The 25,113-nt window shown below is 63.9% G+C and carries 21 protein-coding genes; 16 read left to right on the forward strand and 5 right to left on the reverse strand.

What is annotated here, in order from left to right:
• Positions 1-180 precede the first annotated feature (180 nt).
• The 8 genes from BRAGE_RS0143220 to BRAGE_RS0143255 all read left to right on the forward strand — a co-directional run bounded on the left by BRAGE_RS0143220 (position 181) and on the right by BRAGE_RS0143255 (position 9,273).
• A complete protein-coding gene (locus tag BRAGE_RS0143220) occupies positions 181-783 on the forward strand; it encodes a TetR family transcriptional regulator (protein ID WP_027562854.1) in 603 nt (200 codons plus the stop codon).
• A gap of 71 nt (positions 784-854) precedes the next feature.
• Positions 855-1,613: an SDR family NAD(P)-dependent oxidoreductase gene (locus BRAGE_RS0143225; RefSeq protein WP_027562855.1), complete on the forward strand. Its 759-nt coding sequence runs from the start codon at positions 855-857 to the stop codon at positions 1,611-1,613.
• A 181-nt stretch (positions 1,614-1,794) separates the two neighbouring features.
• The gene (locus tag BRAGE_RS0143230) at positions 1,795-2,601 is read left to right on the forward strand and encodes an enoyl-CoA hydratase/isomerase family protein (protein ID WP_027562856.1); all 807 of its coding nucleotides are present in this window, start codon (positions 1,795-1,797) and stop codon (positions 2,599-2,601) included.
• Between the two features lie 43 nt (positions 2,602-2,644).
• Positions 2,645-4,516 (forward strand): AMP-binding protein, encoded by a 1,872-nt coding sequence (locus BRAGE_RS0143235; protein ID WP_027562857.1) that lies wholly within the window; start codon positions 2,645-2,647, stop codon positions 4,514-4,516.
• A 155-nt stretch (positions 4,517-4,671) separates the two neighbouring features.
• Positions 4,672-5,799 (forward strand): acyl-CoA dehydrogenase family protein, encoded by a 1,128-nt coding sequence (locus BRAGE_RS0143240; RefSeq protein WP_027562858.1) that lies wholly within the window; start codon positions 4,672-4,674, stop codon positions 5,797-5,799.
• A 140-nt stretch (positions 5,800-5,939) separates the two neighbouring features.
• Positions 5,940-7,184, forward strand: coding sequence for an acyl-CoA dehydrogenase (locus BRAGE_RS0143245; RefSeq protein WP_027562859.1), 1,245 nt, complete (start codon positions 5,940-5,942; stop codon positions 7,182-7,184).
• 9 nt (positions 7,185-7,193) lie between these two features.
• Positions 7,194-8,438: an acyl-CoA dehydrogenase gene (locus BRAGE_RS0143250; protein WP_027562860.1), complete on the forward strand. Its 1,245-nt coding sequence runs from the start codon at positions 7,194-7,196 to the stop codon at positions 8,436-8,438.
• A 136-nt stretch (positions 8,439-8,574) separates the two neighbouring features.
• Positions 8,575-9,273: a nitroreductase gene (locus tag BRAGE_RS0143255; protein ID WP_027562861.1), complete on the forward strand. Its 699-nt coding sequence runs from the start codon at positions 8,575-8,577 to the stop codon at positions 9,271-9,273.
• Between the two features lie 102 nt (positions 9,274-9,375).
• Here BRAGE_RS0143255 and BRAGE_RS0143260 read toward each other — a convergent pair whose 3' ends face one another.
• Positions 9,376-9,924, reverse strand: a complete 549-nt coding sequence (locus BRAGE_RS0143260) for a sigma-70 family RNA polymerase sigma factor (protein ID WP_018316216.1) — start codon at positions 9,922-9,924, stop codon at positions 9,376-9,378.
• Complete coding sequence (locus BRAGE_RS0143265; protein ID WP_027562862.1) at positions 9,924-10,160, reverse strand: NepR family anti-sigma factor; 237 nt, start codon at positions 10,158-10,160, stop codon at positions 9,924-9,926. The genes BRAGE_RS0143260 and BRAGE_RS0143265 overlap by 1 nt, the downstream gene beginning before the upstream one ends.
• A 231-nt stretch (positions 10,161-10,391) precedes the next feature.
• On the opposite strand from BRAGE_RS0143265, the gene BRAGE_RS0143270 reads away from it, so the two are divergent.
• The 5 genes from BRAGE_RS0143270 (at position 10,392) to htpG (ending at position 17,067) form a co-directional block, all read left to right on the forward strand.
• Positions 10,392-11,198 (forward strand): response regulator, encoded by an 807-nt coding sequence (locus BRAGE_RS0143270; RefSeq protein ID WP_027562863.1) that lies wholly within the window; start codon positions 10,392-10,394, stop codon positions 11,196-11,198.
• 176 nt (positions 11,199-11,374) lie between these two features.
• Positions 11,375-11,974, forward strand: coding sequence for a nuclear transport factor 2 family protein (locus BRAGE_RS0143280; protein WP_027562864.1), 600 nt, complete (start codon positions 11,375-11,377; stop codon positions 11,972-11,974).
• Positions 11,975-12,407: 433 nt separating this feature from the next.
• Positions 12,408-14,204, forward strand: coding sequence for a hypothetical protein (locus tag BRAGE_RS0143290; protein WP_141263229.1), 1,797 nt, complete (start codon positions 12,408-12,410; stop codon positions 14,202-14,204).
• A gap of 459 nt (positions 14,205-14,663) precedes the next feature.
• Positions 14,664-15,086 (forward strand): hypothetical protein, encoded by a 423-nt coding sequence (locus BRAGE_RS0143295; RefSeq protein ID WP_027562866.1) that lies wholly within the window; start codon positions 14,664-14,666, stop codon positions 15,084-15,086.
• 106 nt (positions 15,087-15,192) lie between these two features.
• Positions 15,193-17,067: a molecular chaperone HtpG gene (gene htpG, locus BRAGE_RS0143300; RefSeq protein WP_027562867.1), complete on the forward strand. Its 1,875-nt coding sequence runs from the start codon at positions 15,193-15,195 to the stop codon at positions 17,065-17,067.
• Positions 17,068-17,301: 234 nt separating this feature from the next.
• Here htpG and BRAGE_RS0143305 read toward each other — a convergent pair whose 3' ends face one another.
• On the reverse strand, positions 17,302-20,436 hold the full coding sequence (locus BRAGE_RS0143305) for a multidrug efflux RND transporter permease subunit (protein WP_027562868.1): 3,135 nt from the start codon (positions 20,434-20,436) through the stop codon (positions 17,302-17,304).
• 428 nt (positions 20,437-20,864) lie between these two features.
• On the opposite strand from BRAGE_RS0143305, the gene BRAGE_RS0143310 reads away from it, so the two are divergent.
• Both BRAGE_RS0143310 and BRAGE_RS0143315 read left to right on the forward strand, forming a co-directional pair.
• Positions 20,865-21,146 (forward strand): DUF3551 domain-containing protein, encoded by a 282-nt coding sequence (locus BRAGE_RS0143310; RefSeq protein ID WP_027562869.1) that lies wholly within the window; start codon positions 20,865-20,867, stop codon positions 21,144-21,146.
• A 34-nt stretch (positions 21,147-21,180) separates the two neighbouring features.
• On the forward strand, positions 21,181-21,450 hold the full coding sequence (locus tag BRAGE_RS0143315; protein WP_027562870.1) for a DUF3551 domain-containing protein: 270 nt from the start codon (positions 21,181-21,183) through the stop codon (positions 21,448-21,450).
• A gap of 10 nt (positions 21,451-21,460) precedes the next feature.
• Here BRAGE_RS0143315 and BRAGE_RS0143320 read toward each other — a convergent pair whose 3' ends face one another.
• Positions 21,461-21,874: a hypothetical protein gene (locus BRAGE_RS0143320; RefSeq protein WP_027562871.1), complete on the reverse strand. Its 414-nt coding sequence runs from the start codon at positions 21,872-21,874 to the stop codon at positions 21,461-21,463.
• Between the two features lie 92 nt (positions 21,875-21,966).
• Positions 21,967-22,947, reverse strand: a complete 981-nt coding sequence (locus BRAGE_RS0143325; protein ID WP_027562872.1) for a Bug family tripartite tricarboxylate transporter substrate binding protein — start codon at positions 22,945-22,947, stop codon at positions 21,967-21,969.
• 233 nt (positions 22,948-23,180) lie between these two features.
• Here BRAGE_RS0143325 and BRAGE_RS0143330 point away from each other — a divergent pair, with 233 nt between their 5' ends.
• Positions 23,181-24,995, forward strand: a complete 1,815-nt coding sequence (locus BRAGE_RS0143330; RefSeq protein ID WP_027562873.1) for a long-chain-acyl-CoA synthetase — start codon at positions 23,181-23,183, stop codon at positions 24,993-24,995.
• Positions 24,996-25,113 lie beyond the last annotated feature (118 nt).

The following is a 25,113-nucleotide window of genomic DNA, read 5'->3' on the forward strand; positions in this document are numbered from 1 at the left end:
TGGTTGTCGGGGGCGGATTTAAGGGGCGGGATATCGTTTAGTCAATCGATCAATTAACTCTTGTGATGAGGCGCTGCATCGGCTTATCTGCGGCCGCTTCAAGCGCCGAGAACAGGGATCTCCGTGACTACCAGCGTACCGAATAGGCTCCCGAGCGGAAAAAATTCCACGGCAGAGAAATTGCTCGTGGCCGCCAGCGAGCTGATGATCGAACGCTCATCGATCGAGATCTCGCTCTCCGACATCGCCCAGAAGTCGGGCGCCAACGCAGCGCTGGTCAAATATCATTTCGGCAACAAGGACGGCCTCTTGCTGGCGCTACTCGAGCGTAACGCCGCGACCGAGCTGTCCAACCTCGAATATCTCCTCGCGCAGCCGATCACGCCGACGGCAAAGCTGAAGCTGCATATCGCCGGCATCATCCGCGCCTATTACCGGTTCCCCTACATGAACCGGCTGATCCATTACCTGCTGCACGAAAGCGTTGCCGGCTCCGCGGACGAGGTCTCGAAATTCTTCGTCGCGCCGCTCTTGGACTTCCATCGTCGCTTGCTCGCCGAAGGCGAGAAGAGCGGCGAATTCCGCGTCACCGATCCGGTGCTGTTCTACACCAGCCTGATCGGCGCCTGCGATCATCTGTTCTTCGGCCGGCACGCGATGTCTCGCGCGACCGGCGTCGGTCCGGTCACCGATGACGTCTGCCGGCAATACATCAAGCACATGGAAACGCTGATCTGCGGCGGCATCCTCGCGCAAGCAATGGATGCTGCCGCGGCCGGATGATCGGCCATCACTCGTCAATCAGAAGACTTGCAAGTCTAGAGAAGAAACGCCCAAGGAAAGGTAAGAATACGATGGAGTTGAAAAACGTAGCCGTTCTCATCACCGGCGGTGGTTCGGGTCTCGGCGAGGCGACCGCCCGCGCCATGGCGGCCAAGGGCGCCAAGATCGGTGTGATCGACCAGAACAAGGAGAACGCCGAGAAAGTCGCCGCCGAGGTGAAGGGCGTTGCGCTTCATGCCGACGTCACCAGCGAGGAGCAGATCAAGGCGGCAATCGCGAAAGCAGAAGCCGCGCATGGTGTCGCCCGCGTGCTGATGAACTGCGCCGGCATCGGCGGCTCGCAGCGTATCGTCGGCCGCGACGGAGTTTATCCGCTCGAAAAGTTCGCGCGCATCATCAACGTCAACCTGATCGGCACCTTCAATTGCCTGCGGCTGTTCGCCGAGCGCCTCGTCACCATCGAGCCGGTCGGTGAGGAGCGTGGCGTCATCATCAACACCGCTTCGGTTGCCGCTTACGAAGGCCAGATCGGTCAGATCGCCTATTCGGCCTCGAAGGGCGGCGTCGTCGGCCTGACCTTGCCGGCCGCGCGCGACCTCGCCAGCCAGAAGATCCGCGTCAACACCATCGCGCCCGGCCTGTTCTTCACGCCGCTGCTGATGGGCCTGAACGAAGAAGCCCGCAAGAGCCTGGGGGCCCAGGTACCGCATCCCTCGCGCCTCGGCGATGCCAAGGAATACGGCGCGCTCGCCGTGCACATCGTCGAGAACGCCATGCTGAACGGCGAGACCATCCGTCTCGATGGCGCCATCCGCATGGCTCCGCGGTAGCTCTCTTCCCTTCTCCCCTTGTGGGAGAAGGTGGCGCGCGTAGCGCGCCGGATGAGGGGCTCTCTCCGCGGAGACAGACCCCTCACCCAAGGGAGTATGTGGTCAGCGACGTACATGCCCTCTCCCACAAGGGGAGAGGGCGCAATAACCGCCACTCAAAGAGCGGATGCAGGAGCGCCCCATGTCCCAACCGCTGCTGATCGAGCATCACGACGGCGTCGATCGCGTGATGCTGAATCGTCCAGAGAGCCTGAACGCGCTCGATCCTGCGCTGATCGATGCGCTCAACGTCTATTTCCAGGGCCTCCAGCGCAATCGCGACACGCGCGTGGTCGTGCTCAAGGGCGCCGGCAAGAATTTCTGCGCGGGGCTCGATCTCAAGAATGCGATGGCGCGCCGGGCCGGGCAGCAGGAGCCGCCCGGCGTCACCGAGTCCTTGGACTCGCAGCGCCGCATCGCCGACATCGTCATGCTGATGCGGCGCTGTCCGCAGCCGATCATCTCTCTGGTGCAGGGGGCCGCAGCCGGTGGCGGCTTTGCGCTGGCGCTCGCCTCCGACATCCGCATCGCGACGAAGTCGGCGCGGATGAACTGCGCCTTCATCAAGCTCGGCCTTGGCGGCTGCGACATCGGCACCAGCTATTTCCTGCCGCGCCTCGTCGGTGTGTCGGTGGCGTCCGAGCTGATCCTCACGGGACGCTTCATCGGCGCCGAGCGTGCGCTCGCGGTCGGGCTCGTCTCGGAGGTCGTTGACGAGGACAAGCTCGATGCAGCGGCTGAGTCTTATGTCGATGCGATGATGACGGCCTCGCCCGTGGGGCTACGCCTGTCGAAGGAATGTCTCAACATGAGCGTCGATGCCGGATCGCTGGAAGCTGTGATCGCGATGGAGGATCGCAACCAGGTCCTGTGCAGCCGCTCCGAGGAATTTTCGGAAGGCATCAGGGCCTTCCTTGAGAAGCGAAAGCCTGTCTATATCAAGCGCTGAACGACAAAGATCCGCAAAGGACAATAATTCCGGGAGACGCAAAATGAGTGGAAGCGCGGCGGCGGTGATGTCAAAGCCCGCCTTTCGCAAGGTCGAGTGGCTCGCGCGCGACATCGATGTCGAGCGCCGGGCCGACGGCACGGTGGTGCTCAAGTCGCGCATTCCGCTGCAGGCCTACGAGAAGCACATCCCGGCCTCGCTGGCGAAATGGGCCAAGGAAGCGCCCGAGCGTATTTGGCTCGCACAGCGCGGTGATCCCAATCGTGACTGGCGCAAGGTTTCCTACGGCGAGGCCAAGCGCACCGTCGATGCGCTGACGCAGGCGCTGCTCGATCTCAGGCTCGACGGACGCCCGGTCGCGATCCTCTCCGGCAATTCGATCGAGCACGCGCTGATGACGCAGGCCGCGATGCAGGCGCGCGTCCCCGCGGCTCCGGTGTCGCCGGCCTACTCCCTGATGAGCCACGATCACGTCAAGCTGAAGTACCTGTTCGACCTGATCAAGCCGGCCGTGGTGATGGTGCAGGACGGCCCGACCTTCGAGAAGGCGCTGAAGGCACTCGATCTCACCGGCGTCACCGTCGTTCACGTCGTGCGGCCCTGCGAGGGCGTCAAGAGCGTCAGCTTCGCTGAGCTCGCGGCAACGCCGGTGACTGGGGATGTCGAGGACTCGATCGCAAAGATCACGCCCGACACCGTCGGCAAGCTGCTGTTTACATCCGGCTCGACGGGCATGCCCAAGGCCGTCATCAACACGCAACGCATGATGTGCGCCAATGCGGCGATGATGATGCAGGTGCGGCCGCGCATCCCGGGCGGCCCGCTGCCGGTCGTGCTCGACTGGATGCCGTGGAATCACACCATGGGCGGCAATGCCGCTTTCCATCCGGTGCTCGTTGACGGCGGTACGCTCTATATCGATGACGGCCGGCCGATGCCCGGCCAGCTCGAGGAGACCATCAGGAATCTCCGCGAGATCTCGCCGACCTATTACGCCAACGTGCCGGCGGGCTACGCCGCGCTCGCGGCGGCGATGGAGAAGGACGATGCGCTGTGCCGCTCGTTCTTCAAGAACCTGTCGATCATGGCCTATGGCGGCGCGCGGCTGCCCGACGATCTCAACAACCGCATGCAGGCCCTCGCCGTGAAGGCCGTCGGCGAGCGCATCGTATTCTACACCGGCTGGGGCTCGACTGAGACCGCGCCGACTTCGACCGGCACCTATTGGGACACCGAACGCGTCGGCCTGATCGGCCTGCCATTCCCGGGCGTCGAACTGAAGATGGTGCCGTGCGGGTCGAAATACGAGCTGCGCCTGCGCGGCGTCAACGTCACGCCCGGCTACTTCGGTCAGCCTGATCTCACGAAGAAGATGTTCGACGAGGAAGGCTTCTACTGCATTGGCGATGCCGGCGTCTTCGTCGACGAAGCCGATCCGGTGAAGGGCATCATCTTTGCGGGCCGGGTGGTCGAGGACTTCAAGCTCACCACCGGCACCTTCGTGCATGTCGGCTCGCTTCGCACCGATGCGATCGCGGCGGCGACGCCCGTCGTGCATGACGCGCTGGTCGCTGGACAGGATCAGTGCTCCATTGGCTTGCTCGCCTGGCCCAATCTGCATGCGTGCCGTCAGCTCGTCGGCAATCCCGAGCTGACCTTCGAGGACGCGGTGAAGCATCCGGAGGTGATCGCCTGCTTCAGGCGAGGTCTCGAAGCGCACAACACCGAATGCGGAGGCGCCAGCAGCCGCGTCATCGGCCGCGCGATGCTGATGGTCGAGCCGCCCTCGATCGACGGCAATGAGCTCACCGACAAGGGCTACATCAACCAGCGCGCCGGCCTCGAGCGCCGTGCCGCGCTGGTGGAACGGCTCTATGCGGACACGCCGGATCAGGATGTGATCGTGCTGCGATGAAGCACTTCTCTCTCCATTCGTCATTCCGGGGCGCGCGCAGCGCGAACCCGGAATCCATCGGGCCGCATAAACGCGGCGAAATGGATTCCGGGCTCGCCGCTACGCGGCGCCCCGGAATGACGGTCTCAATGACGATAAAATAAGAGGTAGCCGCCATGAACTTCGATTTCTCCGACGATCAGAAACAGCTCCGCGACCAGGCGCGCAAATTCCTCGCGGAAAAATGCTCGCCCAAGGCGGTGCGTGTCGTGCTCGACGGCAAGGCGCCCTACGACAAGGAGCTGTGGAAGGGCCTCGCCGAGATGGGCTTCCTCGGTGTCGCGATTCCCGAGGAGTTTGGTGGCGCGGGCGCCGGTCATCTGGAGCTTTGCGTGATCGCGGAAGAGATGGGGCGGGCGAATGCGCCGGTGCCGTTCTCCTCGACCGTCTATCTTGCCGCCGAAGCGCTGCTGATCGCCGGCAGCGAGGCGCAGAAAAAGAAGTGGCTGCCCGCAATCGCCTCGGGCGAGGCGATCGGCACGCTGGCCCTGTTCGAGGGCAAGGGCAATCCGGCGCCGAAGAACGTCAAGCTCACCGCGGCGAATGGCGTGCTCAACGGTGTCAAGAAGCCGGTAGCCGATGGCGCGATCGCCGACTTCGCGGTGGTTGCCGCGCGCACGGGATCGAGCGGGCGCGAGAACGACATCTCGCTGTTCCTTGTCGACCTTAGGGACGGCGGCGTCGAGGTCAAAAACCTCACCAATCTCGATCCGACCCGCGGGCAGGCTGAGTTCACGTTCAAAGACTGCAAGGCCGAGCCGCTCGGTGCGGCCGGCGAGGGCTGGAGCATCTTGACCCAGGTGCTCGACCGCGCCGCGGTGCTGTGCGCCTTCGAGCAGGTCGGTGGCTCCGACCGCGCGCTGGAGATGGGCCGCGACTACGCGCTCGACCGCATCGCCTTCGGCCGTCAGATCGGATCGTTCCAGGCGGTCAAGCACATGCTGGCCGATATGTATGTCTCGGCGACGCTGGCGCGCTCCAACAGCTATTACGGCGCCTGGGCGCTTTCGACCAATGCGGCCGAGCTGCCGGAAGCGGCCGCCGCCGCGCGGATCAGCGCAACGCAGGCGTTCCAGCATTGCGCCAAGAACAACATCCAGGTTCACGGCGGCATGGGCTTCACCTGGGAGTTCGACTGCCACATGTACTACCGCCGCGCCAACGCCATGGCGTTGGGCTTGGGCAGCCTCTCCTATTGGGAAGACCAGCTGATCGACCGCATGCGGAAGAAGAACGCGGCGTGATGTTGTCGTCATTCCGGGGCGTCGCAAGGCGGCGAACTACGATGTGCAATTGCACATCTGAGAATCCAGAGGTGAATGAATAACGTCGAGATTCCGGGTTCGCGCTGCGCGCGCCCCGGAATGACAGAGAGAAAAGCACCATGAACTTCGACGACACCCCGCAGGAAGCCGAATTCCGCAGCTTAGCCCGGGCCTGGATCGGCGCCAACGCGCCCAGGCAATACGAGGACGAGCTGCGCAAATCCTCGCTCGGCCGCACCGTGCTCAAGAACGCCAACATTCTCGAGGTCGCGAAGGCCTGGCAGAAGAAGAAAGCGGATGCCGGCTGGGCCTGCCTGCACTGGCCGAAGGAGTATGGCGGCCGCGGATCATCGCCGATCGAGCGCGTGATCTGGCAGCAGGAAGAAGGGCCGTTCGGCCAGCTGTCCCGCATGTTCATCATCGGCCACGGCATGTGCGGGCCGACCATGATGGCGTTCGCGCGCGAGGAGCATAAGCGCACCTATCTGCCGCCGCTCGCTTCCGGCGAGAAGATCTGGTGCCAGCTGTTCTCCGAGCCCGCCGGCGGTTCGGACGTGGCCGGCCTGCGCACGCGCGCCGAAAAGGACGGCGACGACTGGATCATCAACGGCCAGAAGATCTGGACCTCGGGCGCGCATTATTCCGACTACGGCATACTGCTCACCCGCACCGATCCGACCGTACCCAAGCACAAGGGCCTCACCATGTTCTTCCTGGACATGAAGAGCCCGGGTGTCGAGGTGCGGCCGATCAAGCAGGCAAGCGGCACGTCCGACTTCAACGAGGTCTATTTCAACAATGTCCGCATCCCCGACCACCAGCGCCTTGGCGAGGTCGGCGATGGCTGGAACGTCTCGCTGACCACGCTGATGAACGAGCGCAGCGCGATCGGCGCGGCCGTCTCGACTGGCTTCCCGGAGCTGTTCGAATATTGCTCCAGCCTGATGCTCGACGACGGCCCGGCAATCGAGGACCGCGCGGTGCGCTCGAAGCTCGCGAACTGGGCGGTGAAGGCGAGCGGGCTGAAATACACCAGCATGCGCGCGATCTCCGCGCTGTCGAAGGGAGAGCGGCCGGGACCGGAAAACTCAATCGGCAAGCTGGTGGCGGGCTCGATGATCCAGGACGTCGCGACCTACGCGCTGGATCTGCAGGGCGCGGCGGGCGTGGTCAGCGGCGAGGATGCCGAGCTGGCCGGCCGCTTCCAGGCCATGCTGCTGCGTGCCCCAGGCACCCGCGTCGAAGGCGGCACCGACGAGATCATGCGCAACATCATCGCCGAGCGGGTGCTGGGCCTGCCTGGCGATATCAGGGTCGACAAGGACGTGCCGTTCAACAAGATCCCGACCAAGGGAAGAGGTTAGAGGTCCGCCATGAATTTCGACGACACCCCGCAGGAAGCCGCCTTCCGCGAGACCGCGCGCAAATGGGTCGAGGCCAATGCGCCGAAGGAGCTGCATGCCGAGCTGTCAAAATCCTCGCTTGGCCGCATCCGGCTTGCCAAGCACGACATCGTCGATGTCGGCAAGGCCTGGCAGAAGAAGAAGTTCGAAGGCAATTGGGCCTGCCTGCACTGGCCAAAGGAGTATGGCGGCCGTGGCGCGACCCCGATCGAGCGCGTGATCTGGCAGCAGGAAGAAGGCGTCTACGGCAAGCTGACGCAGCCGTTCCAGATCGGGGAGGGCATGTGCGGCCCGACCGTGATGGCCTTCGGCAGCGAGGACGCCAAGCGCCGGTATTTGCCAAAACTCGCCTCGGGCGAGGAGATCTGGTGCCAGCTCTTCTCCGAGCCGTCGGCCGGCTCCGATGTCGCGGGCCTTCGCACCCGCGCGGAGAAGAAGGGCGACAATTGGGTCGTCAACGGCCAGAAGATCTGGACCTCGGGCGCGCACTACTCCAACTATGGCCTTCTGATCGCGCGCACCGATCCCAACGTGCCCAAGCACAAGGGCCTCACCATGTTCTTCCTTGACATGAAGAGCCCGGGCGTCGAGGTCCGCCCGATCAAGCAGGCCAACGGCATGCAGGAGTTCAACGAAGTCTATTTCACCGATGTGGTGATCCCCGACAGCCAGCGGTTAGGAGCCGTCGGTGAGGGCTGGAGCGTGTCGCTGACGACGTTGATGAACGAGCGCATGTCGATCGGTGCGCGGCTTGCGACCGGCGTCCCTGAAATGTTCGAGTTCTGCTCGAACCTGATGCTGGAGGATGGCCTCGCCATCGACGATCCCGCGGTGCGTTCGAAGCTTGCAAGCTGGGCGGCGAAGTCGAGCGGGCTGAAATACACCAGCTACCGCACGATCTCGGCGCTGTCGAAGGGCGAACGGCCGGGGCCGGAGAATTCGATCGGCAAGCTGGTCTCGGGCATGATGCTGCAGGACATCGCGACCTATGCGATGGACCTGCAGGGCGCGGCTGGTGTCCTCACCGGCAACGATGAGGAGACAGTGCAGGGCCAGTTCAAGCAGATGCTTCTGTCCTCGCCCTCGATGCGCATCGCCGGCGGCACCGACGAGATCCTGCGCAACATCATCGCCGAGCGCGTGCTGGGATTGCCGGGTGATATCCGTGTCGACAAGGATGTGCCGTATAACAAGATCCCGACCAAGGGGCGGTGATCTCGCCTCTCGCTGCATCTCGTAGGGTGGGCAAAGCGAGGCGTGCTCACCATATGCGGATGCGCCGGAGTAAGTCTGTCCGTGGGCACGGCGCGATGCGCCTTTGCCCACCCTACGAAAGAGCGCGAGCTGATCCATGGACGCACAAGTGAAACAGAATGACCGCATCGGCGTGCTTGAGGAGCTCCTCAACGAGCGCTACTCCGTCCGCGCTTTCCATCCCAGGGAAGTCGACCGCGCGACCATCGAGCATGTGCTGACCACCGCGCAGCGCACCGCGTCCTGGTGCAACAGCCAGCCCTGGCAGGTCATCATCGCCAGCGGCGAGGCCAAGGAGCGCTTCCGCAAGCTGATCTACAAGGAAGCGTCGCGCGGGCTCGGCGACGACTACGATTTCACCCCGCCGCGCGAATATGTCGGGGTCTATCTGGAGCGCCGCCGCGAGAGCGGCTTCCAGCTCTACAACACGCTCGGCATCGCCCGCGGCGACAGAAGCGCTTACGCCAAACAGGCGCTGGAGAACTACAATTTCTTCGGCGCGCCGCACGTGGCCATCATCCACACCAACGAGCCGCTCGGCATCTACGGTGCGATCGATTGCGGGGCTTATGTCTCGAACTTCATGCTGGCCGCGCAGGCGCTCGGGCTCGGCACCATTCCGCAGGCGGCGCTGGCGCGTCACTCCGGCCTGATCCGCCGCCACTTCAATCTGCCCGACGATCGCCGCGTCGTCTGCGGCATCTCGTTCGGCTATGCCGACAACGCCCACAAGGTCAACAGCTACCGCACCTCGCGCGCGAACGTGGCGGACACGGTGACCTTCGTCGAGGAGTGATCCGGCGGCTATTCGCGGAAAACACTGAAATCCACGCAAGCAAAGGCGGCCGCAGAAACGGCCGCCTTTGCAGCTGTCGTTTGGTCCGATTGACGCGGGCCGCTAGCCGCCGCTGCCGCCGATCACGGCCCGCACGGTCTCGTCGGGCCCGAAATCTTCGGCACCGTCGACATAGAGCAGCGCGGCGAGCTTGGAGCGCGCGCGATTGACGCGGCTCTTGATGGTGCCGACCGCGCAGCCGCAGATCGAAGCCGCGTCCTCATAGGAGAAGCCCGAGGCACCGACCAGGATCAAGGCTTCGCGCTGGTCCTGCGGAAGCTTGTCGAGCGCGGTACGGAATTCCTCGAACTCGAGATGCGCGTTCTGCGACGGCTGCGTCTTCAGCGTCTTGGCGTAATTGCCCTCGGCATCCTCGACTTCCCGCCGCCGCTTGCGATAGTCGGAGCGGAACAGGTTGCGCAGGATCGTGAACAGCCACGCCGGCAGATTGGAGCCGGGCTGAAACGAGTCGATGTTGGCGAGCGCGCGCAGCAGCGTCTCCTGCACCAAGTCGTCGGCGCGGTCCGCATTGCCGCTGAGCGAGATGGCGAACGCGCGCAGACTCGGCACGGCCGCCAGGATGTCGTTACGCAGGGAGTCCGTGAGAGGCATTAATCCCTCCCATTGTTGTTGTCGTTGGAGCCCCCAGCAACATTCTCGCTTTGAGATATCCCTCCCGGCGCATCAAGCTTTTTGATGAGCTCCGCGAACCGGTCGGGAACCCCCTGCCGCACGACGTCGTCGTACATGGCGCGGAGCTGATGCCCGATCCGGGATTGAATCTCCGGAGTGAGCCCTCCCTTGCCGGGGGTCGTGCTTTTGCTGGCTTGAGATTTGAGATCTTTCATGACCTGTTCCACGTTTCCCCGAGTTAAGTGACTGTAAAATAGAGAAGTTTTCTCAACCGGGAGCCGTTCCCTGGATAGGCACAATGCGACGTGAGATAAAAAGTTCCGCGCTTTGCGGAACTTTTATTGGCCTGATGCGTAAACAGCCCAGCAGGGGAACCCGGGCCCCCCCGCGTATCGCCTGACCTCAGGGTTGGATCTAAGGCTGGCCCGAAGATGAATGGAGTGGGGATGTCCCGTTCACAGCTTGTTGCTGAACACTTGCCGCTGTTGCGCCGCTACGCCCGCGCCCTGACGGGCAGCCAGGCCTCCGGTGACGCCTATGTCGCAGCCATGTTGGAAGCCATGCTGGGGGATCCGTCGGTGCTCGACGAGAGCCACGGGCCGCGCGCCGGTCTGTTCCGGCTGTTCACCCAGATCTGGAATTCCGTCTCGGTCAACGATGATGCCGAGGTGACGACGCTGCCGATGCCGCCGGAGCGGCGGCTGTCGAACATCACGCCGCTGCCGCGGCAGGCCTTCCTGCTACTCTCGCTCGAGGGATTTTCGGAAGAGGAAGTCGCCTACATCCTCGGCACTGACGTTGGCGAGACGCGGCGGCTGGCCGATGCCGCCGGACGCGAGATGGCGGCCGAGATCGCCACCGACGTGCTGATCATCGAGGACGAGACCTTCATCGCCATGGACCTCGAAAGCCTGGTGAAGAACCTCGGCCACAACGTCGTCGGCGTCGCGCGCACCCATGCCGATGCGGTGGCGCTGGCCAAGAACAAGCGGCCTGGCCTGATCCTCGCCGACATCCAGCTCGCCGACGGCTCGTCGGGCCTCGACGCCGTCAACGAGCTGCTGCGCACCTTCGAGGTGCCGGTGGTGTTCATCACCGCCTACCCCGAGCGCTTCCTCACCGGCGAGCGCCCCGAGCCGGCGTTCCTGATCTCAAAGCCGTTCCAGCCCGCAATGGTCTCGGCGGTGGCGAGCCAGGCGTTGTTCTTCCAGCGCAACTCGCGCAACCGCACGCCCAAGGCGCCCGCGGCGTAAGAAGGGCGCCCGCGGCGTAAGAAGGCGCCCGCGGCCTGATAACGCGTTATTTGGCGAAGTGATCGATCCGGCGTGCTGCAAGGCACGCCGGATTTTTCATGTCTGCCTGCCGCGCTTGACGCGCATCGAATTCGCCGCTCATACCTCGGCATCGATCCCAATCGGAGATACGCACCATGGACCAGCAACTGCTCGATCGTCTCGCCATCCGCGACCTCGTCGAGAACTGGGCGGTGTGGCGCGATGCCGGTGACTGGGAGCGTTTTGCCACGGTCTGGCACGAAGAGGGCTGGATGTCCGCGACCTGGTTTCAGGGACCGGCGCGGGATTTCATGCGCGTCAGCCAGGAGGGCTTTGCCAGGGGCGTGCGCATCCTGCATTTCCTCGGCGGCTCCAGCATCGACCTCGCGGGCGAGCGCGCGATCGCCCAGACCAAGATGACGATCTCGCAGCGTGCCCTGGTGCATGACGTGCTCTGCGACGTCGTCTGCACCGGCCGCTTCTACGATTTCCTGGAGAAGCGGCGAGGCCAATGGGGCATCGTCCGCCGCCAGCCGATCTACGAGAAGGACCGCATCGATCCGGTCGATCCCGCGGCAACACTCCGGCTTGACCAGCAAGCGCTGGCCGCACTGCCCGAAGGCTACCGCCACCTCGCCTACATGCAGGAGCTGATCGGCTACAAGGTCAAGCGCGACATGCCCGGCCTGATCGGGCCCGAGGTCGAGAAGCTTTATGCCGAAGGGCGGGAGTGGCTGGCGGGGAAGGCCAAATAACTTGAAGCAAAAGTGAGCCCCAGACAAAAGTAAGGCGCGACTGGCATCACCACAGTCGCGCTGTTCATTCCGGGGTTCATCGCCAGCAGTCATGAAAGCACATCCGGCCCTTGCTGCCGGGCGAAGGCGACCGCGAGCGCGACGGCGCACCAGTTCTCGAACGTCGTCGCGCGGCTGATGCGCGAGCAGATTGCAGCGCGCCCAGTGCAACGATAACGTCGCTGCCGCTCATCCGATTGCCGAGCGCATACGACAACACCATCATCGGCGATGGCAACCGTCGTCGCAACCGGCACGATGGAAACTAACTAACGGCTCATGATTGCCCCGCGCAGCCGCGGCTTGTGGGCGCGGTGCTGCGCAGTCTTGCTGGTGCGAACTTTCGGTGGTACGCAAATCGCGTGCCAGTTGTATCGTCTGAGCGGAGAAGTCAGTGAAAATTGCGAGGTACTTGCCGGGATCGAAATACTCTCACTCTGACGATTTGGCTGCCTGCAGCATCGTGATTCTTTTCGCTATGGCGCTGGCACTCGTGCCGCACCTGCTCTTGAGTCGCCAGGTTGGGCAGGTTGCATTCTTTCAGATGGGCTTCGACGAAGATACTTACCTTGTCTATATGGTCTCGAACTACTTTGAGATTGGCCGTGCGCTAAGTCACTACATTTTCGCGGCCATGTTCGCGCTGACCAACCATTCGATTGATTGGACGATGATCCTGGCCGATGCGATTTTTCCGGCCATCAGCGTAGTCGCGGCTTATTATCTCGCGAGTTCGATCCTGGTCTCTTGGCGAGGCAGGGCCGTGCTGACCTTGCTGCTTCTCTTTGGTCAGGACTTGTTCTCGCTCGCCAATGTCTCCGTCTGGAATTACACATGGCTGGAGGGGTTCAGGAAGTTCTTTGGTGCAGGAGTGGTGCCAGACGCCACGACTAGCTATCTTACGATTTTGAGAACACCCGAACCGCAGCTTAGCTACGCGGTTGTATTTGCTTTTCTTGGTTTCTTGCTTCGAATTGCAAAAGACGATCGCCGGTCCGGCGCTGCCCTCGCGGGCATCGCGAGTTTGGGCGTTCTGTTTCCTTTCACGTACACCTACATCGCTTTCCCTTCGCTGCTCATGGCCGTGTGGGTTACTCTCGTTAGCTTCTTCTTCGTCAGGCGGGATTTAGCCATCCGTTTGGCCGCAATCGTTTTGACTGCGTGCGCGATTTTCGCCGGTGTCTCGCTGGCAAAGGCCAAAGGGGCTTTACCTGTCTACACGACGCGGCTTCCAGCCGTAACTCCTGCGTTGTTGGTGTGCGGACTGATTGTGGTGCCGTTGGCAATCTGGACAGCGGTGAAGCGGCCCGCCGAACGAGCCGCATGGTTGGCAATCGGCTTCCTTGCGATACCTATCATCGTGAGCAACCAGCAAGTGATCACCGGGCTCACAATCGGCACTCGGGACTGGGAGCGGAATGTCAACTATCAATTTTTGGCTCTTGGCGTCGCGTTGCTCTGCACACTTCCGAAACAAGCTCTCTGGATGAACCGGATCTTTCGATGGGCAGGCCCCGGTATTGCCCTGGTGATCGCCCTCGTGGTGATCAACGCCGACAGAACGGCGATGGTGTATTGGAATGCAACGAACACACCTGCAGTGTTCGCAAGCATGCAGGCCGTCGATGCTGCCAGGAAAACGCATCCGGACGTAAATCGAGTCCTGCTACACCCGGCAGAGCTCGTCCCGATTTTCAACGTGCGCACAAATTCTCAATACGATTACGTCCTCAACCTGGCAAAGCTGTACATGCCAGGAGGGCCATGCTGTATCTCACGAATTCCGCCAGGTGGCGTGCCGTCGATCAGCCCTGTCGAGCCAATTCTGTTTGAATATTGGTGGCGCTTGGGAACAAGTCCCGAGGACGCGCAGAAGATCGTGACGAAAGAAGCCCTGCAGCAGGGAGGCTACTACCTGGCATATTTGTACAGCACCCAGGATGCCTATGCTGCGGCTTCTGATGGCAAGAATACCCGTACGGATGAGATCGTCCGAGACATCCCGCGGGCGATTGATCGTTACAGAAGCTTCCTGCAATCTGACCACGCGGACATTAGAGACAGCCGCGTCATTGTATTGACCGAGCAAGAGCCGTCGACCTTTGCAGCGCAGAAGCTGAAAAGCGAGTTGGTTGGAACGGGCCGCGTGGGATCGAAGACAGTCTACGCCTATCTGCAAACGCTCGATTAGGTTTCCCGGAGCCCGGTCGCTGTCGGATGATTGCGCCCGCGCTGTGCTCATGGTCGCAGTGCGGCCGACCGCCGGTAGGCCGTGATCGACCGCGACGGCCTGCGGCGCCAGGACGCACCTTCAGGCCGGGCGGGGCGCTTTTCGAGCGAGGCGGTGCGCGCGGCTGAGACCGACCGGACGTTTGCTGGGGCGGATTTATCCCCCCGATCTTCCGAAAAAAAGTAAGGCGCGACTGGCATCACCACAGTCGCGCCCTACGTCGCCGGCTTATGGGGCAGGGGGGAATAGCCGGCTGCTGAGACGACTCCCGGGCGCGAAAGTCGTTCCAGGCGGTAGCGAAATTTTTTGTGCCGCCTTCGGTGATTTGCGCACACGGTTAAGTGATCTTAACGGCTGAGAACTCCCGGTCCTCTCGTCGCGTTGTTCCCGCGATCGCCATGGGGCGAGGGATATTTAGCCATGTCACAGATTCAAAAGATATTTTTGGGCGCCGTCGCAATTGCCGCAACGCTCGGTGCGGTCCAGGTCGGCGCGGTGCAGCTGGCCTCCGGCCACGATCTGGCCGACCGCTGGCAGGCGGTTGCCGACAAGCCGGGCCACAACGTCAATCGCGCCAGCAAGGCCGACCGTCTCGCCGAGGTCAAGGCCGCCCCGGTTCCCACCCGCACCGTGTCGATGCGGCTGAACGACCTTGCCGACACGTCGGTGCTGCTGCGGGTCCCCGCGGTGATCGAGACCGGCAATGCCAAGCCGCCGCCGGTGCTGCTCAAGGGCAAGGACCAGAAGCAGGGCCGCCCCAAGCCGACGATCGCCTGCGAGCCGATGGTCAGCTCGCTGACCGAGGTCGCAAGGCTGCTCCAGCCAGGTCGCTGCGTGACCTGATCGCGCCTGGCCGAAGGACCGGCGTCGTCACGGCGCTCACATCCTCTTGATCCGTTGTCCGATCGCGTTATATCCCGGCTTTCCCTTTGATTGACCGGGTAAACGCATGACGACGTCAGATACGGCTGTGCATACGCAGCCATTCCAGGCCGAGGTTTCCGAGCTGTTGCACCTCATGGTGCACTCCGTCTATTCGGAGACCGACATCTTCCTGCGCGAGCTCGTCTCCAACGCCTCGGACGCCTGCGACAAGCTGCGCTATGAGGCGATCGCAAGTCCGGCGCTGCTGGGCGAAGGCGACGCGCTCAAGATCCGTATCATCCCGAACAAGGCGGCCGGAACGCTGACGATCGCCGATAACGGCATCGGCATGGAGCGGCAGGAGCTGATCGACCATCTCGGCACCATCGCCCGCTCCGGCACCAAGGCCTTCGTGTCGAAGCTGAAGGAGGCCAAGGACGGCCTCGGCCTGATCGGCCAGTTCGGCGTCGGCTTCTATTCCGCCTTTATGGTCGCCGACAGGATCGCCGTCATCAGCCGTCGCGCCGGCGAGAGCGACGTCTGGACCTGGACGTCCTCCGGCGGCTCCGGCTTCGAGATCGCGCGGGCCGGCGAGGCGGACGCGGCGCGCGTGGCGCGCGGCACCGAGATCGTCCTGCACCTCAAGGACGACGCCAAGAAATATCTCGAGACGTACGAGATCGAGCGCATCGTCAGCGCCTATTCCGACAACATCCTGTTCCCGATCGAGCTCGTGCCCGAAGAGGGCGAGCCGCGCCAGATCAACTCGGCGAGCGCACTGTGGCAGCGCTCCAAATCCGAGCTGACGGCGGAAGACTACAAGAAGGCCTATCAGCAGATCGCCTCGGCCTTCGACGATCCCGCGATGACGCTGCACTACCGCGCCGAGGGCCGCTACTCCTACGCCGTGCTGTTGTTCGCGCCCTCGACCAAGCCGTTCGACTTGTTCGAGCCGAACCGCAAGGGCCGGGTGAAGCTCTACGTTCGCCGCGTCTTCATCACCGACGATGCCGATCTGTTGCCCGGCTATCTGCGCTTCATTCGTGGCGTGGTCGACAGCGAGGACCTACCGCTCAATATCTCGCGCGAGATGCTGCAGAACAATCCGCAGCTGGCGCAGATCCGCAAGGCGGTGGCGACCCGCGTCGGGTCCGAGCTGGAAGGCCTTGCCGACAAGGATCCGGACAACTTTGCAAAGATCTGGGATGCCTTCGGCGCGGTGCTGAAGGAAGGCATCTACGAGGATTTCGAGCGGCGCGAAAAGCTGCTGGCGCTGTCGCGCTTCACCACCACCTCGGGCGAGAAGCGCTCGCTGAAGCAGGTCGTCGCCGATTTCAAGCCGAACCAGACCGAGATCTACTATCTCGTCGGCGACAGCATCGAGCGTCTGAAGTCCAATCCGCGGCTGGAAGCGGCGACCGCGCGCGGCATCGAGGTGCTGCTGCTGTCCGATCCGGTCGACGCGTTCTGGACCTCGATGCCGACGGAGTTCGACGGAAAGCCGCTGAAGTCGCTCAGCCAGGGCGATCTCAACCTCGACCTGATCCCGCGCGTCGACGCGGCGGACGAGGCGAAGAAGGACGAGCCCGAAGCGGACGAAGCCGCGACCGTCGCGGTGATCAAGGCCGCGCTGGGCGAGCGCGTCAGCGACGTCAAGGCCTCGACGCGCCTCACCAGCTCCGCCTCCTGCCTCGTCGCCGACAGCCAGGGCCCGAGCCGCGAGCTCGAGCGCATCCTGTCGCAGCAGAACCGCGGCATGCGCACCAGGCCGATCCTCGAGATCAATCTGCGTCATCCCATGGTGAGCGCGATCACCAAGGCGCAGGCCGGCTCCAAGACGGTCGACGATCTCAGCCTGCTCCTGCTCGAGCAGGCGCAGATCCTGGACGGCGAGCTGCCGGAGGATCCGGCGGCGTTTGCGGCGAGGCTGAATCGGCTGGTGCTGCAGGGGCTGGGCTGACGCTCCTCTTGTTCCGTCGTCATTGCGATGGGGAGCAGCTTGCCACGCGCGCAGACCGCGTAGACCCTGTAGGGTGGGCAAAGCGAAGCGTGCCCACCAAATGCGGATGGTGGGCACGCTTCGCTTTGCCCACCCTACGGCACCTGATGAACGAAGCTGCTGCCTCATGCTCCGTCATTGCGAGGAGCCCTTGCGACGAAGCAATCCAGAACCCTCCGTGGAAAGCCTCTGGATCTACTCCGCCGCATCCTTCTGCTTGTCGCTGGCTGTCTCGGCCTGCGGCTTCCCGTCCATCCAGCGTGACAGCAGGTTGGAGAAGCGGTCGAGGTAGAGATAGACCACAGGCGTCGTGAACAGCGTCAGCGCCTGGCTCACCAGCAGGCCGCCGACCATGGCATAGCCGAGCGGCTGGCGGATCTCGGCGCCGGTGCCGGTGCCGAGCATCAGGGGGACACCGCCGAGCAGCGCCGCCATCGTCGTCATCATGATCGGGCGGAAGCGCAGCAGCGCGGCCTGGCGGATCGACTGCTCCGGTGTCAGATGCTGCTCGCGCTCGGCGGCGATGGCGAAGTCCACCATCATGATGCCGTTCTTCTTGACGATCCCGATCAGCAGGATGATCCCGATCAGGGCGATGAGGCTGAAGTCGAATCCGAAGATCATCAGGATCGCGATCGCGCCGACACCTGCCGACGGCAGCGTCGACAAGATGGTCAGCGGGTGGATGTAGCTCTCGTAGAGTACGCCCAGCACGAGGTAGACGACGACCAGCGCGGCGAGGATCAGCATTGGCACGGTGCCGAGCGATTGCTGGAACGCCTGCGCGGTGCCCTGAAAACTCGTCGACAGTGTCGGCGGCGCGCCCATGGCGCCAACCGCGCGCAGCACCGCGTCGGTGGCCTGTCCCAGCGCCACGCCCTCGGCGAGGTTGAAGCTGATCGTCACCGCAGGGAACTGGCCCTGATGCGCGATCGCGAGCGGCCGCACCGGCACGTTGGTCCAGTTGCAGATCACCGAAAGCGGCACCTGGTCCCCGGTCAGCGGCGACTTGATGTAGAGCTTCTCCAGCGTCTCGAGCTGGCCTTGCAGGGCCGGCGTGATCTCGAGCACCACGTGATAGCTGTTGGTCTGGGTGAAATATTGCGCGACCTGGCGCTGGCCGAAGGCGTCGTAGAGCGTGTCGTCGATCAGTTGCGGCTGGATGCCGTAGCGCGCGGCGGTGTCGCGATTGATCCTGAGCTGCAGCGTCGTACCCTCGGTTTGCTGGTCGGTGGCGACGTCGCGCAGTTGTGGCAGGCCCCTCATGCCGGCCAGGATCTTCGGCGCCCACTCGTTCAGCTCGGCGAGATTGGCGTCCTGGAGCGTGAACTCGAACTGGGTGCGGGTGGCGCGCCCGCCGAGCCGCACGTCCTGCGAGGCCTGCATGTAGAGGCGAGCGCCCTCGACCTCGGCAAGCTTCGGCCGCAGCCGTGCGATGATCGCTTGCGCACTGGCATCGCGCTCCCCGATCGGCTTCAGCGTGACATACATGCGCCCCGAGTTCAGCGCCGTGCCGCCGCCGCCGATGGACATCGCGATGGAATCGACGGCGGGATCGGCCTGCACGATGGCGTTGAGCTCCTCCTGCCGGCGCTTCATCTCGGTGAAGGAGATGTCCTGCGGCATCTCGGATACCGCGGTGAGGAAGCCGTTGTCCTGCTGCGGGAAGAAGCCCTTGGGGATCATGATGAACAGCACTGCCGAGAGCGCGACGGTGCCGAAGAAGATGAGAAGCGTGACGAAGCTGTGTTTCAGCGCGAGATCCAGGCCGCGCTCGTAGGCGCCGAGCAGGCGCTCGAACATCCGCTCGCTCCACTGGTAGAAGCGGCCGCGCCGCGCCTCGTGGTCGGCGCGGAGGAAGCGCGAGGCCATCATCGGCGTCAGGGTCAGCGACACCACGAGGGAGACGAAGATCGCCATCGACAGCGTCACCGCGAACTCGCGGAACAGCCGGCCGATGATGCCGCCCATCAGCAGCAGCGGGATCAGCACCGCGACCAGCGAGATGCTGATCGAGACGATGGTGAAGCCGATCTCGGCCGCGCCCTTGTATGCCGCGGCGACCGGGCTCTCGCCCCGCTCGACATAGCGCGTGATGTTTTCCAGCATCACGATGGCGTCGTCCACCACGAAGCCTACCGCGATGGTCAGCGCCATCAGCGACAGATTGTCCAGCGAATAGCCGAACACCCACATCAGCGAGCAGGCCCCGAGCAGCGCCAGCGGCACGGTGATGCTCGGGATGATCGTGGCCCAGAAGCTGCGCAGGAAGATGAAGATCACCATCACCACCAGCGCGATGGTGATCATCAGCGTGATCTGCACGTCGTCGACTGCGGCGCGGATGGTGATGGTGCGGTCGCTGATGATCTTGATCTTGATCGCGGGCGGGATCGCTGCGATCAGCCGCGGCAGCTTCTCCTTGATGCGGTCGACGGTCTCGATGACGTTGGCGCCGGGCTGCTTGAAGATGACCAGGAACACGCCGCGCTTGCCGTCGGCCCAGGCCGCGGTCTTCATGTCTTCCGGCCCGGACACGGCCTCGCCGATGTCGCGGATCCGCAACGGTGCGCCGTTGCGGTAGGCGACGATGATGTCCTTCCAGTGCGCCGCCTCGAGCAGCTGGTCGTTGGCGTAGATGGTGTAGGAGCGCCGCGTGCCATCGATGTTGCCCTTCGGGCTGTCGGCGGTGGCGATCGCGATCTGGCTGCGCACGTCCTCCAGCGACAATCCCTTGGCGACGAGCTTGGCCGGATCGATCTGGATGCGCACCGAGGGCTTTTGCTGGCCGCCGACGAATACTTGGGCGACGCCCGGGATCTGGCTGATCTGCTGGGCGAGCTGCGCGTCGGTGCGGTCGCTGACGGTGGTCAGCGGCAGCGTGTCTGACGTCGCCGACAGGATCATGATCGGGGAGTCCGCCGGGTTGACCTTGCGGTAGGTCGGCGGCGAGGGCAGGTTCTTCGGCAATTGCCCGCTCGCCGCGTTGATCGCAGCCTGCACGTCATTGGCGGCGGCATCGATCAGGCGGTTGAGATCGAACTGGATGGTGATCGAGGCCGAGCCGAGCGAGCTCGTCGAGGTCATCTGGGTGATGCCGGGGATCTGGGCGAGCTGGCGCTCGAGCGGCTGTGCGACCGAGGAGGCCATGGTTTCCGGGCTGCCGCCCGGCAGCGACGCGGAAACCTGGATGGTCGGAAAGTCGACCTGGGGCAGCGGTGCAACCGGTAGTAGCGGATAGGCCACGAGGCCTACGAACAGGATGCCCGCCATCAGCAGCGAGGTGCCGATCGGGTATCGGATGAACGGAGACGAGAAGCTCTCTTGCATGCCCTGGGACCACAGAGGGCCAGCGCATCTTCTCCCCCGCGCATGGCGGAGCCGCGCCCGAAAGAGCCCGAGCGCGAATGTGCGTTTCCTTCAGCCCGTTTGTTTCTTGATTGCCCTGGAACGTCGTCGGTCCGGGGCCGGCGTTGTGCTCGAAAGACTAGTCCGTTCGTGCCGGTGTGCGAACGGATTCCTGCACCGGATGTTTGCGACCTTTGTCGGAGGAGAGTTGCAGCGAGTTATGCGCTCCGTGCAGGCCGAAAACGTCGCGTCTTCCCGCTTTCATGCTGTTGCGGCGCCAAGTCTCATCCGTTTCGCCGCGCGTCACAAGCGGGAGAGGTATGAACAGGAACAATCGCTTCTTCCGCGCCATTGTGCCATATCGAAATGACATACCGCGTGCCGTTGTTGCCGATTCGAGGAAATGCCCGATGCGCCTGCCAATTTTGACCCTGACCGCGATTGCTTCGCTGTTTGCCGCGGCGGACGCCCGCGCCCAGACCTATGATCCGCGCTACCCGGTGTGCATGCACGTCTACACGCCGGGCGGCTTCGGTGGCGGTGGCGGCGACTATTTTGACTGCTCCTTCACCTCGCTGCCGCAGTGCCGCGCGACGGCGTCCGGCCGCTCGGCAAGCTGCGACCTCAATCCCTATTACGCCTTCGACGAACCGCCGCCGCCTCCGCGCAAGCGCCACAGGAAGCAGCACTAGCGATCCGCGATTGCAGCTTGGAGAGATGCCTGTCATGCGCAGCTCATTCGGTCTGATGGTGATCGCCGGTGCATTGATCGCGGCTGCGCCGGCGCGGGCGCAGACGTTCGATCCCCGCTTTCCAGTCTGCATGCACGTCTATTCCGGCGCGAATGGCGGCGGTGGGGAATGGTACGATTGCTCCTTCATCTCCGTGCCGCAGTGCCGTGCCACGGCCTCAGGCCGCCCCGCGAGCTGCGATCTCAATCCGTATTATCCGGTCAACGCGCCGCTGCCCCGCGCGCGCTACAGGCGAGGCGGCTAGCTCCGCGCGATCACCGCTCGCCGGGCCACCAGTTCGAGCGCGGATCTTTTGCGGAGATCTTTGTCGTGCGGAGCGCAACCAGATGGCTGCGCTTGTAGGGCCGGCCCGCAAGCTCCGAGCACTGGCGGCAGCACATGGCCCGCTCAAGCTCGTGGATCGGCGTCGACTTCCTCCGCCTGACGATGTCGAGCGCCACCGTCTGATGCGTCTCGCAGCCCAGGCACTTGACCTCGAGATAGCAGTAGCCCGCGTTGAGTGCGTCCCCGAGCGTCGGTGAGGGCTGTGCGGGGCCCTGAAACCCTAGCATCCGCTGGTTCCAGGCTTCGCAGGCGAGACGATCGGCCTCTTTACGCACGTCGGCCGCGCGTTCTGCCGCCGCCCGGACGGACGCACCATAGATTCGCTCGCGGGATTTGGTCGTCATGACGCGGCAACATGCCCGCGCCCGGGACATTTCGGCAAGCCGCTAGGAATGGTGGGTGTGGATGGCTTTGACGCAATCCGCGTTCCGCACCGCTACTCCTTCTTGATCCCCGACAATTCCACAACCTTGCGCCAGCGCTCGGTCTCCGCATTCAGCATGCTGCCGAACTCGCCGGCGTTGCCGTGCAGCGGGATCGCGCCGAGCTCGGCGATGCGGGCCTTGATCTCGGCATCGGACAGCGCGGTGTCGATCTCGCGATTGAGCAGATCGACGATCTCGCGCGGCGTGTCGTGCGGCGCGCCGACGCCGTAGAACGAGCTCGTCTCGTAGCCGGGTAGGGTGTCCGCGATCGGCGGCACGTCGGGCAGGATCTCCGAGCGCTCGCGCGTGGTGACGCCGAGCGCGCGCAGCTTGCCGGCGCGCACCAGCTCGAACGACGAGGTGACGTTGTCGAACATGCCCTGGATCTGGCCGCTCATCACGTCGGTGAGGCCCGGCGCTGAGCCGCGATAGGGCACATGGGTGAACTGCACGCCGGCGAGAGACTTGAACAGCTCGCCGGACAGATGCAGCGAGGTGCCGATGCCGGACGAGGCGATCGACATCTTGCCCGGGTTGGCTTTGGCATAGGCGATGAAGTCGGCAATATTCTTCACCGGCAGGTCGTTGTTGACGACCAGCACCAGCGGAATGCGCGCGAGCCCGGCGACCGGCGCGATAGCCCTGGCGAAATCATAGGGCAGCGAGGGATCGAACGAAGCGTTGATCGCGTTCGCAGTCGAGGTCAGCAGCAGTGTGTAACCGTCGGGCGCGGACGTGATCACCGTCTGCGTCCCGATATTGCTGCCGGCGCCGGGCTTGTTCTCGACCACGAAAGTCTGGCCGAGCCGGTCGGACAGCCGCTGGCACAGCAGCCGCGACAGCACGTCGGTCGCGCCGCCCGGCGCATAAGGCACGACCCATTTCACGCTGCGCGAGGGATAGGAGGGGTTGCCGATCGCAAAGGCGCGCGGTGCTGCGAGCGTGGCGACGGTGCAGGCGGCGGCCCGAAGGAAATGTCGTCTGGTGATCATCATCGTGTCCAGTTCGGCTCGTCCTGCAACCAGGGAGCGGGGACGCGCGCAGCGCGCCCGAAATGACTGGATTTGCTATCGCAAGAATTGCGCCACGCCGCACGCCGATCCCGTCGGCTTGGTAAAGGATGACTGGAGTTAATCGCGCACTAACCGGCTTTTACCTTGTCTCTTAACACCTGGGCAGGACGCGCGGGCTAAGCTGCCGCTACCTGCAGACACGTTCCGAAAGAATGAACGGCATGACTACCGGCGTCATCGAGCAATCAAAGGCCGCGCGTGCACCTTCGGCGTCAAAGATCTGGCTGAAAGCCATCGAGCTCACGGCACGGATCGAGACACTGCCGGGCCGCCTGTTCGCCGACGTCGTCGACGATCGGGCGCAGTGTCAGCCTGATCGCATCGCGCTGGTCGCAGACGAGACGACGCTCGACTACGAAGGCCTGTCGAGGCGGACCAACCGCTATGCGCGCTGGGCGCGCTCGGTCGGCGTCGCCAAGGGCGATACGGTCGCCCTGATCATGCCGAACGGCATCGACTATCTCGCGGCCTGGCTCGGTATCAGCCGGGTCGGCGGCGTGGTGGCGCTGATCAATACCAAGCTGGTCGGACCGTCGCTCGCGCATTGCATCGGCGTCGCAAGGCCCTCGCATATCATCGTCGCGCATGAGCTCGCGGAGACGCTGGAGAGCGCGAAGCCGCATCTGAAGTCAGATGCAAAAGTCTGGACCCACGGCGATGTCCGCAGCGAGCGCGCCATCGACGTTGCGCTTGCGGCGCTCGACGATGCGCCGCTGTCGCCGGACGAGCACGGCGACGTCACCATCGATGACCGCGCGCTGCTGATCTACACTTCCGGCACGACAGGCCTGCCGAAGGCCGCCAGCATCAGCCATCGCCGCATCCTCAACTGGGGCTTCTGGTTCGCGGGTCTCACCGGCGCCACGCCGCAGGACCGGCTCTATGACTGCCTGCCGCTGTTCCACTCGGTCGGCGGCATCGTCGCGCCATGCAGCATGCTCGCCGCCGGCGGCTCGGTGGTGATCGCGGACAAATTCTCCGCCTCGAATTTCTGGCCCGACATCGTCCGGCACGACTGCACGCTGTTCCAGTATATTGGCGAGCTCTGCCGCTATCTGCTCAAAGCCCCGCCGTCGGAATACGAGAACCGCCACCGGCTGCGGCTCGTTTGCGGTAATGGTTTGCGCGGCGACATCTGGGAAGATTTCCAGGCGCGCTTCGCCATTCCCCGCATCCTCGAATTCTACGCCGCGACCGAAGGCAATTTCTCGCTGTTCAACGTCGAGGGCCAGCCAGGCGCGATCGGCCGCATCCCGCCGCTGCTTGCGCACCGGTTTCCGGCGAGCCTCGTCAAGCTCGACCCTGATAGCGGCGCGCCGCTGCGCAATGAAGATGGCTGTTGCATCGCCTGCGCCCGCGGCGAAGCCGGCGAAGCGATCGGCCGCATCGGCACGGCCGACGAAGGCGGGGGCCGCTTCGAGGGCTATACCGACGCCGGCGAAACCGAGAAGAAGATTCTCCGCGACGTGTTCGCCAAGGGCGATGCCTGGTTCCGGACCGGCGATCTGATGCGGCTCGACGACCAGGGCTTTTTCCATTTCGTCGATCGCATCGGCGATACCTTCCGCTGGAAGGGCGAGAACGTCGCGACCTCCGAGGTCAATGACGCCGTCCGCGATTTCACCGGCGTGATCGATGCCACCACCTACGGCGTCAGCATTTTGGACACCGACGGCCGCGCCGGCATGAGCGCCATCGTCGTGAACGAGGGCTTTGACATCGCCGCGTTGCCGGCTCATCTCGCCGAGCGCCTGCCGGCTTACGCCCGCCCGGTCTTCGTTCGCATCTCGCGCGAGCTCGATGCGACCGAGACGTTCAAGCAGAAGAAGGGCGAGCTGGCGCGGGAGGGATTTGATCCGGCTGCGATCTCCGATCCGCTGTTCATGCTCGACCCGAAATCCGGCGCCTATGCCCCGCTCGATTCAGGGACGTTTACCAAGATCATCGACGGCACGATCAGGCTGTAGCGCCGCGGAAATCGCCAGATAGGTCCAATTTTATCTGAATTGTCCAAGAAGCCATTTACTTCTGTCGGGTAAACAGACGGCCATGGGGAGGCGGTCATCAAGAGCCGCCGCAACACGA

This window comes from Bradyrhizobium genosp. SA-4 str. CB756, assembly GCF_000473125.1.
Lineage (GTDB): Bacteria > Pseudomonadota > Alphaproteobacteria > Rhizobiales > Xanthobacteraceae > Bradyrhizobium > Bradyrhizobium arachidis.

Bases quoted from the DNA above. Each gene is read 5' to 3' on its own strand.
- BRAGE_RS0143295 (WP_027562866.1), top strand. From the start codon at position 14,664: ATGTCACAGATTCAAAAGATATTTTTGGGCGCCGTCGCAATTGCCGCA.
- htpG (WP_027562867.1), top strand. From the start codon at position 15,193: ATGACGACGTCAGATACGGCTGTGCATACGCAGCCATTCCAGGCCGAG.
- BRAGE_RS0143225 (WP_027562855.1), top strand. From the start codon at position 855: ATGGAGTTGAAAAACGTAGCCGTTCTCATCACCGGCGGTGGTTCGGGT.
- BRAGE_RS0143260 (WP_018316216.1), bottom strand. From the start codon at position 9,924: ATGCCTCTCACGGACTCCCTGCGTAACGACATCCTGGCGGCCGTGCCG.
- BRAGE_RS0143320 (WP_027562871.1), bottom strand. From the start codon at position 21,874: ATGACGACCAAATCCCGCGAGCGAATCTATGGTGCGTCCGTCCGGGCG.
- BRAGE_RS0143250 (WP_027562860.1), top strand. From the start codon at position 7,194: ATGAATTTCGACGACACCCCGCAGGAAGCCGCCTTCCGCGAGACCGCG.
- BRAGE_RS0143305 (WP_027562868.1), bottom strand. From the start codon at position 20,436: ATGCAAGAGAGCTTCTCGTCTCCGTTCATCCGATACCCGATCGGCACC.
- BRAGE_RS0143270 (WP_027562863.1), top strand. From the start codon at position 10,392: ATGTCCCGTTCACAGCTTGTTGCTGAACACTTGCCGCTGTTGCGCCGC.
- BRAGE_RS0143235 (WP_027562857.1), top strand. From the start codon at position 2,645: ATGAGTGGAAGCGCGGCGGCGGTGATGTCAAAGCCCGCCTTTCGCAAG.
- BRAGE_RS0143265 (WP_027562862.1), bottom strand. From the start codon at position 10,160: ATGAAAGATCTCAAATCTCAAGCCAGCAAAAGCACGACCCCCGGCAAG.
- BRAGE_RS0143240 (WP_027562858.1), top strand. From the start codon at position 4,672: ATGAACTTCGATTTCTCCGACGATCAGAAACAGCTCCGCGACCAGGCG.
- BRAGE_RS0143330 (WP_027562873.1), top strand. From the start codon at position 23,181: ATGAACGGCATGACTACCGGCGTCATCGAGCAATCAAAGGCCGCGCGT.
- BRAGE_RS0143315 (WP_027562870.1), top strand. From the start codon at position 21,181: ATGCGCAGCTCATTCGGTCTGATGGTGATCGCCGGTGCATTGATCGCG.
- BRAGE_RS0143255 (WP_027562861.1), top strand. From the start codon at position 8,575: ATGGACGCACAAGTGAAACAGAATGACCGCATCGGCGTGCTTGAGGAG.
- BRAGE_RS0143280 (WP_027562864.1), top strand. From the start codon at position 11,375: ATGGACCAGCAACTGCTCGATCGTCTCGCCATCCGCGACCTCGTCGAG.
- BRAGE_RS0143310 (WP_027562869.1), top strand. From the start codon at position 20,865: ATGCGCCTGCCAATTTTGACCCTGACCGCGATTGCTTCGCTGTTTGCC.
- BRAGE_RS0143230 (WP_027562856.1), top strand. From the start codon at position 1,795: ATGTCCCAACCGCTGCTGATCGAGCATCACGACGGCGTCGATCGCGTG.
- BRAGE_RS0143245 (WP_027562859.1), top strand. From the start codon at position 5,940: ATGAACTTCGACGACACCCCGCAGGAAGCCGAATTCCGCAGCTTAGCC.
- BRAGE_RS0143325 (WP_027562872.1), bottom strand. From the start codon at position 22,947: ATGATCACCAGACGACATTTCCTTCGGGCCGCCGCCTGCACCGTCGCC.